This is a genomic window from Kitasatospora putterlickiae (genome assembly GCF_039527695.1).
Lineage (GTDB): Bacteria > Actinomycetota > Actinomycetes > Streptomycetales > Streptomycetaceae > Kitasatospora > Kitasatospora putterlickiae.
This window is the reverse complement of record NZ_BAAAKJ010000082.1, coordinates 1-6,961: the sequence shown is the minus strand read 5'-3', so window position 1 is coordinate 6,961 and position 6,961 is coordinate 1. Positions and strand designations below refer to the sequence as shown.

Annotated in this window: 5 protein-coding genes; 4 read left to right on the top strand and 1 reads right to left on the bottom strand. The window is 71.9% G+C overall.

Annotated features, from left to right (window positions below; all coding sequences use genetic code 11):
• From ABD308_RS09225 to ABD308_RS09215, 3 genes are all read left to right on the top strand, one after another.
• A partial coding sequence (locus ABD308_RS09225) for a WXG100 family type VII secretion target (protein ID WP_344330607.1) occupies nucleotides 1–322 on the top strand: 322 nt, incomplete at its 5' end.
• A gap of 25 nt (nucleotides 323–347) precedes the next feature.
• Nucleotides 348–2,150 (top strand): WXG100 family type VII secretion target, encoded by a 1,803-nt coding sequence (locus tag ABD308_RS09220; RefSeq protein ID WP_344330605.1) that lies wholly within the window; start codon nucleotides 348–350, stop codon nucleotides 2,148–2,150.
• Nucleotides 2,151–2,206: 56 nt separating this feature from the next.
• Nucleotides 2,207–4,699, top strand: coding sequence for a DEAD/DEAH box helicase (locus ABD308_RS09215; protein WP_425554727.1), 2,493 nt, complete (start codon nucleotides 2,207–2,209; stop codon nucleotides 4,697–4,699).
• A 76-nt stretch (nucleotides 4,700–4,775) separates the two neighbouring features.
• Here ABD308_RS09215 and ABD308_RS09210 read toward each other — a convergent pair whose 3' ends face one another.
• Entirely contained in the window at nucleotides 4,776–5,534 is a 759-nt protein-coding gene (locus tag ABD308_RS09210; RefSeq protein WP_344330601.1) for a hypothetical protein, read from the bottom strand.
• Between the two features lie 307 nt (nucleotides 5,535–5,841).
• Here ABD308_RS09210 and bioB point away from each other — a divergent pair.
• Nucleotides 5,842–6,961, top strand: a 1,120-nt coding sequence (bioB, locus tag ABD308_RS09205; protein WP_344330599.1) for a biotin synthase BioB, incomplete at its 3' end; no start/stop codon positions are given.

The window sequence follows — 6,961 nt, the reverse complement described above, 5'->3', positions numbered from 1 at the left end:
CGTCATCCCGCCGGCCGGCGGCGGACCGTCCGTCAAGGCGAACCCCGGGATGATCCGCCAGGCCGGCACCAACGCCGGAGCCCTGCGCGAGTCCGTCCGCACCGAGTGCGCACAGCCCTCGGCGCACGTCACGAGCGCGGTCTCCTCGCTGGCGGGCTGGAACCTCTCCACCGCCCTCAACACCGCGTGGAGCGTCTGGTCGGGCCAGGCCCACACGCTCGGGGAAGCCGTCGGAACGATCGGCAAGAACCTGCACACCACCGCGCAGAACTACGACAGCACCGAGACCGCGATCCACAGCCAGTTCGCGCAGCAGCGCTGAGGAAGGGACGGGGCGGAACACCGCCATGGTGACGTACACCCAGCTCCAGAAGGTCGACCTCGCCGCCCTCAGCGCGGCGGCGGGCGACTTCGAGAAGATGGTCCGCAGCTGGGACCTCTCGACCAAGATGCAGAACGAGGTGATCGGCCCGGTCCAGCAGTCCGGCTGGACCGGCCCGAGCTCCGAGTCCGCCGCCACCGCCCTCACCCAGGCGCGCGACCAGATCCGCGCCGCCTTCGAAGAGGCCTCGGCGATCGCGCGCACGCTGCGCGACGCGCACGACGAGTTCGCCGCCGCGAAGAAGGACCTCCAGGTGGCCGTCCAGCACGCCACCGAGAAGGGACTGACCGTCGCCGACGACGGCAGCGTCCACTGGCCACCGGCCACCGACGCGGCCGACAAGCACGACCTCGACTACGCCGAGACCCAACGGGCGAGCGCCCAGGCCTCCGCCCAGGAGATCGGCAAGGCGCTGGACCGGGCCACCGAGGCCGACTCGGCCGCCGCCCTGGCCCTGGCGATGGACACCGGCAACGACACCAAGAGCTTCAACAGCAACCCGCTGGGCAGCGTCGCCGACGCGGAGGCCAAGCAGGCCGCCCAGATCCTCAGCCTCGGCAGCGCCGCCAGCGACACCCAGCTCGCGCAGTTGCAGGCCCTGCTCCAGCACCACTCCGGCGACCCCCGGTTCGCCACCGCCTTCTACGGCGGCCAGGACCCGGGCACCTTCCTCGCCTCCTACGGCGCGCTCGCGCAGAGCGGCGACTTCGCCGGCAGCCCCCTCCGCAAGGACGCCATCAAGGGCATCCAGGAGGGGCTCGGCCTCACCCTGGCCACCGCCACCAACACCGGACAGCAGCCGCACCTGCCCCCGGACTGGGGCGACCGGCTGCGACGGGCCGGCAGCCGGCACATCCAGCTCGCGCCCGGCGCCGACTACGACTCCAGCCCGTACGGCTACCAGATCCTCGGCAACGTCCTGAAGCACGGCAACTACGACGCCGCGTTCCTGAAGCCGATCGCCGAGCGTCCGTCGAGGACGCGCTCCGTGACGCGGCGACCCGGGCCGGCCTCGAACGGAACTACCTCAACGACCTGGGCCCCGCCCTGGAAGGCCAGATCAAGGGCGCGTTCGGCAACGGCATCGGAATCCCATGGCAGGTCACCCATCCGGAGAAGGAGAACTGAGACGGTGCGGCGCTACAGCGGGCGGCTCGCGGTCGCAGCCATGGCCACGGTGCTGGTGCTCATCGGGGGCGGACTGTGGTGGTGGTGGCCGCAGCCCTCGAAGCCGGCGGTGGTACCGGCCAGTGCGTGCTGGGGGTTGGTCACGTCGGACGACCTACGGACGCTCATGCACGACGACGGGAAGGCCGTCAAGGCGCCCTACAGCTCCGCCGACCTGTCGGGCCGGAGTGTCAAGGCCGAGTGCGAGGTCGAATGGGAGCCGGGGGAACCGCATCACGTGGTGGAGATCGGAGTGGATCAAATCGAGGAGGACTACTACCGCGCCACGCGGAATCACGAGACCGAGCTGGCCGGCACCGGGCAGAACACGGTGCTCGACTTCGGGGCAGGGGTCGACGGCTGGCTCCAGCCCTTCGGTTCCCTGCTGCTGTTGCTGCGGTGCGACAACGGCCGGCCGGCGGGGCCGGGGAGGGTCTACCGGCAGATCTACGTTTCGGGCGGCGGTGACAGCGGCCTGCCCGAGCGGGAGCGCACACAACTCTTCGCCGATGTCGCCCGCCGCACCGCCGCTGAGGTCGTCCGGCAGGAAGGCTGCCCCGACGTGCGGATCGCCGAGCGGGCGCCCGTGGTGGCGGGGTAGCTTTGCCGGGGGTGGCGGCGAGCAGGCAAGATAGCCGGGTGACCCTCCTTGATCTGATGCCGAAGCCCGCCACGCCCGACGCGCTGTACGAGACGTTCGCCGCTTGGACGGAGGAGCGCGGGATCACGCTGTACCCGGCGCAGGAGGAGGCACTGATCGAGCTGGTGTCGGGGAACAACGTGATCCTGGCGACGCCGACCGGCTCGGGCAAGAGCCTGGTGGCGGCCGGTGCGCACTTCGCGGCGCTCGCGGAGGGGCAGCGGACGTTCTACACGGCGCCGATCAAGGCACTGGTGTCGGAGAAGTTCTTCGACCTGGTGAAGATCTTCGGCACCGAGCAGGTCGGCATGATGACCGGCGACGCGTCGGTGAATCCGACGGCGCCGATCATCTGCTGCACGGCGGAGGTGCTGGCGCAGATCGCGCTGCGCGACGGGGCCCGGGCGGACATCGGCCAGGTGGTCATGGACGAGTTCCACTTCTACGCGGAGCCGGACCGCGGCTGGGCGTGGCAGATCCCGCTGCTGGAGCTGCCGCAGGCGCAGTTCCTGCTGATGTCGGCGACGCTGGGCGACGTGCGGCGGTTCGAGGAGGACCTGACCCGCCGCACCGGGCGGCCGACCACCGTGGTGCGCAACGCGACGCGTCCGGTGCCGCTGTTCTACGAGTACCGGCGCACCACCCTGCACGACACGCTGGAGGAGCTGCTGCAGACCGGCCAGGCGCCGGTGTACGTCGTGCACTTCACGCAGAAGGAGGCGGTGGAGCGGGCGCAGTCGCTGATGAGCATCAACATGTGCTCGAAGGCGGAGAAGGACGCCATCGCCGAGCTGATCGGCAACTTCCGCTTCACCACCAAGTTCGGCCGCAACCTGTCGCGTTACGTCCGCCACGGGATCGGCGTGCACCACGCGGGCATGCTGCCGAAGTACCGGCGGCTGGTCGAACGCCTCGCCCAGGCGGGCCTGTTGAAGGTGATCTGCGGGACGGACACGCTGGGCGTGGGCGTCAACGTGCCGATCCGCACGGTGCTGTTCACCGCGCTGTCGAAGTACGACGGGCAGCGGGTGCGGATCCTGCGGGCCCGCGAGTTCCACCAGATCGCCGGGCGGGCCGGGCGGGCCGGGTTCGACACCGTCGGCCAGGTGGTGGCGCAGGCGCCCGAGCACGTCATCGAGAACGACAAGGCCGTCGCCAAGGCGGGCGACGACCCGAAGAAGAAGCGCAAGATCGTCCGCAAGAAGGCGCCGGAGGGCTTCGTCGGCTGGTCCGAGGAGACCTTCGAGAAGCTGATCGCCGCCGACCCGGAGCCGCTGGTCTCCCGGTTCAAGGTGACCCACGCGATGCTGCTGTCGGTGATCGGCCGGCCCGGCAACGCCTTCGAGGCGATGCGCAAGCTGCTCACCGACAACCACGAGGACCGGGCCGCGCAGCGCCGGCACATCCGCACCACGATCGCCATCTACCGCTCGCTGCTGGAGGGCGGCGTGGTGGAGCGGCTGGCGGAGCCGGACGCCGAGGGCCGGATCGTGCGGCTGACCCTGGACCTCCAGGAGAACTTCGCGCTCAACCAGCCGCTGTCCACCTTCGCGCTGGCCGCCTTCGAGCTGCTGGACCCGGCCTCGCCGTCGTACGCGATGGACGTGGTGTCGGTGGTCGAGGCGACGCTGGACGACCCGCGCCAGATCCTCGCCTCGCAGCAGAACAAGGCGCGCGGCGAGGCCGTCGGCGAGATGAAGCGCGACGGCATCGAGTACGAGGAGCGCATGGAGCGGCTCCAGGAGATCACCTACCCGAAGCCGCTGGAGGAGCTGCTCACCCACGCCTACGAGGTGTACCGCCGGGCGCACCCGTGGATCGGCGACCACCAGCTGCAGCCGAAGTCTGTGGTGCGCGACCTGTACGAGCGGGCGATGACCTTCACGGACTACGTCGGCCACTACGAGCTGGCCCGCACCGAGGGCATCGTGCTGCGCTACCTGGCGGGCGCGTACAAGGCGCTGGAGCAGACCGTCCCCGAGGACGTGAAGAACGACGACCTGAAGGACGTGATCGCCTGGCTCGGCGAGCTGGTCCGCCAGGTCGACTCCAGCCTGCTGGACGAGTGGGAGCAGCTGGCCAACCCGACCGAGCCGCAGGCCGCCGAGGTGGTGCTGGACGAGAAGCCGGCGCCGGTGACGGCCAACGCGCGGGCCTTCCGGGTGCTGGTGCGCAACGAGATGTTCCGCCGGGTGGAGCTGTGCGCGCTGGAGCACTACGAGGAGCTCGGCGCGCTGGACGGCGCGTACGGCTGGGACGCGGACCGCTGGGCGGACGCCATGGACGGGTACTGGGAGGAGTACGACGACCTGGGCACCGGCCCGGACGCGCGCGGCCCGAAGATGCTGATCATCGAGCAGGAGGACTCGGCCTGGCGGGTCCGGCAGATCTTCGACGACCCGGCGGGCGACCACGACTGGGGCGTCAGCGCCGAGGTCGACCTCTACGGCTCGGACGAGGAGGGCCGCGCGGTGCTGCGGGTCACGGCCGTGGACCGGCTGGGCGGCTGACGGTAGGCACCGGCGGACGGGCCCGGCGGACCGCCCCCGAGGGGGACGGCTTCCGCCGGGCCCGTCCGTCTGTCCGTCACATCCAGATGAACGGCGCCCCGGCGGTGTAGGAGATCGCCCGGGTGGCCTCGTCGAGCAGCTGGTCGAGGTTGGCCGCGCTCATCGAGGGCACCGGCAGCGGGCTCACCGGGGGCGCGGCCGGGCTCGGCGAGCCGGTGCCGGTCGCGGCGCCGGCGGCGGGGTGCGCGTCGGCGGGCCGCGAGCTGGTCACCGTCACGTAGTGGCCGACGAGTTCGACCCGCGGCTCGGTGGCGGCCCGGGCCGCGCCGGCCGGCAGCGCGGGGGCTGCGGAGGCGTCCGGGAGGATGAACGCGACCGAGCCGGGCTTGGCCCGCAGCGATTCGGCCGCCCTGACGGCCGCCGGGGCGTCGGCGAAGCGCAGCAGGGTGACGCTGCTCAGCACCGGCTTGTCCTGGGCGGTGAAGCTGACGGCCAGGTAGCCCCTGCAGCCGGCCTCGCGCAGCAGTTCCAGGTTGCGGTCCTGCAGCACCTCGGTGCAGTTCTCGCCGCGCCGCACCCCGGAGCGCTTGCCCTTGTAGTTGCCGGACTCGACGATCCGCTGGGCCGGGAAGTACGCGTCGACGTCCAGGGCCTCGGGGTCGGCGACGGTGCGCGGCGGCGCGTCGCCGACGATCGGCGGGGTCTTGGACGCCTCCTTGCTGGAGGGGCCGAGCCCGGGTATGTAGTCGCCGGGCGTGGGGCGGGTGACGATCCAGCCGCCGGCCGCGACCACGCCGGCGACGGCGATCCAGCCGACGACCCGTCGGGTGGTCACGCGTCTGGGCCGGTACGCCCCGGCCGGCTGTTCCCGGGTGTGCTCTGCCGGTGTCCCGTCCGGTCGCTCTGCCGATGACGGGGTGCGCTCCCCCTGCGTGGTCATGCGGCAGATTGTATGCAGGTCACGGGTGGTGAAGATCACGGGGGCGGCGGCCCCGCCGGGCCCGCGCCGGGCGTCCGACGGCCCGCGTGACCTGCACCACTACCGTGAGCTGCGACACTGTGACAACTCGCACAGCTTCCCCGGGATCTTCTGGTGGGTTTCCTCTGGCGTCCGTCGCGGCCCAGCGGGCAGGATCAGCCCCATGGATCTGCTCGATACCCTCACCGCCAAGGGCCTGCGTGGGGAGACCCCCACCCGCGAGGAGGCGCTCGCCGTCCTCGCCACCACCGACGACGAGCTGCTCGACGTGGTCGCCGCCGCGGGGCGGGTGCGCCGGCGGTGGTTCGGCCGCCGGGTGAAGCTCAACTACCTGGTGAACCTGAAGAGCGGACTGTGCCCGGAGGACTGCTCGTACTGCTCGCAGCGCCTGGGCTCCAAGGCCGAGATCCTGAAGTACACCTGGCTGAAGCCGGGCCAGGCCGCCGAGGCGGCGAAGGCGGGCGTGTCGGGCGGCGCCAAGCGGGTCTGCCTGGTGGCGAGCGGACGCGGACCGACGGACCGTGACATCGACCGGGTGACCGACACCGTGACGGCCATCAAGGAGGCCGACCCGGCGGTGGAGGTCTGCGCCTGTCTGGGCCTGCTCTCCGACAACCAGGCGGAGCGGCTGAAGGCGGCCGGCGTCGACGCCTACAACCACAACCTGAACACCTCCGAGGGCACCTACGGCGACATCGCCACCACCCACACCTACGCGGACCGGGTGGACACCGTGCGGAAGGCGCACGGCGCGGGCCTGTCGGCCTGCTCGGGCCTGATCGCGGGCATGGGCGAGAGCGACGAGGACCTGGTCGACGTGGTGTTCGCGCTGCGCGAGCTGGGCTCGGACTCGGTGCCGGTGAACTTCCTCATCCCGTTCGAGGGCACCCCGCTCGCCAAGGAGTGGAACCTCACCCCGCAGCGCTGCCTGCGGATCCTGGCGATGGTGCGGTTCGTCAACCCGGACACCGAGGTGCGGATCGCCGGCGGGCGCGAGGTGCACCTGCGCACGATGCAGCCGCTGGGCCTGCACCTCGCCAACTCCATCTTCCTGGGCGACTACCTGACCAGCGAGGGCCAGGCCGGGCAGGCCGACCTCGACATGATCCGGGACGCCGGGTTCGAGGTCGAGGGCATGGGCGAGGACACCCTGCCGCGGCACCGCGCGGACGTCGCGGCGGGCGGGGCGGACACGGCGGACACGCCGCACGCGGCGGGCGGCTGCGGCACGGCCCCGGCGGCCGGCGGGTGCGGGACGGGCGGCGGTGGCTGCGGCCCGTGCG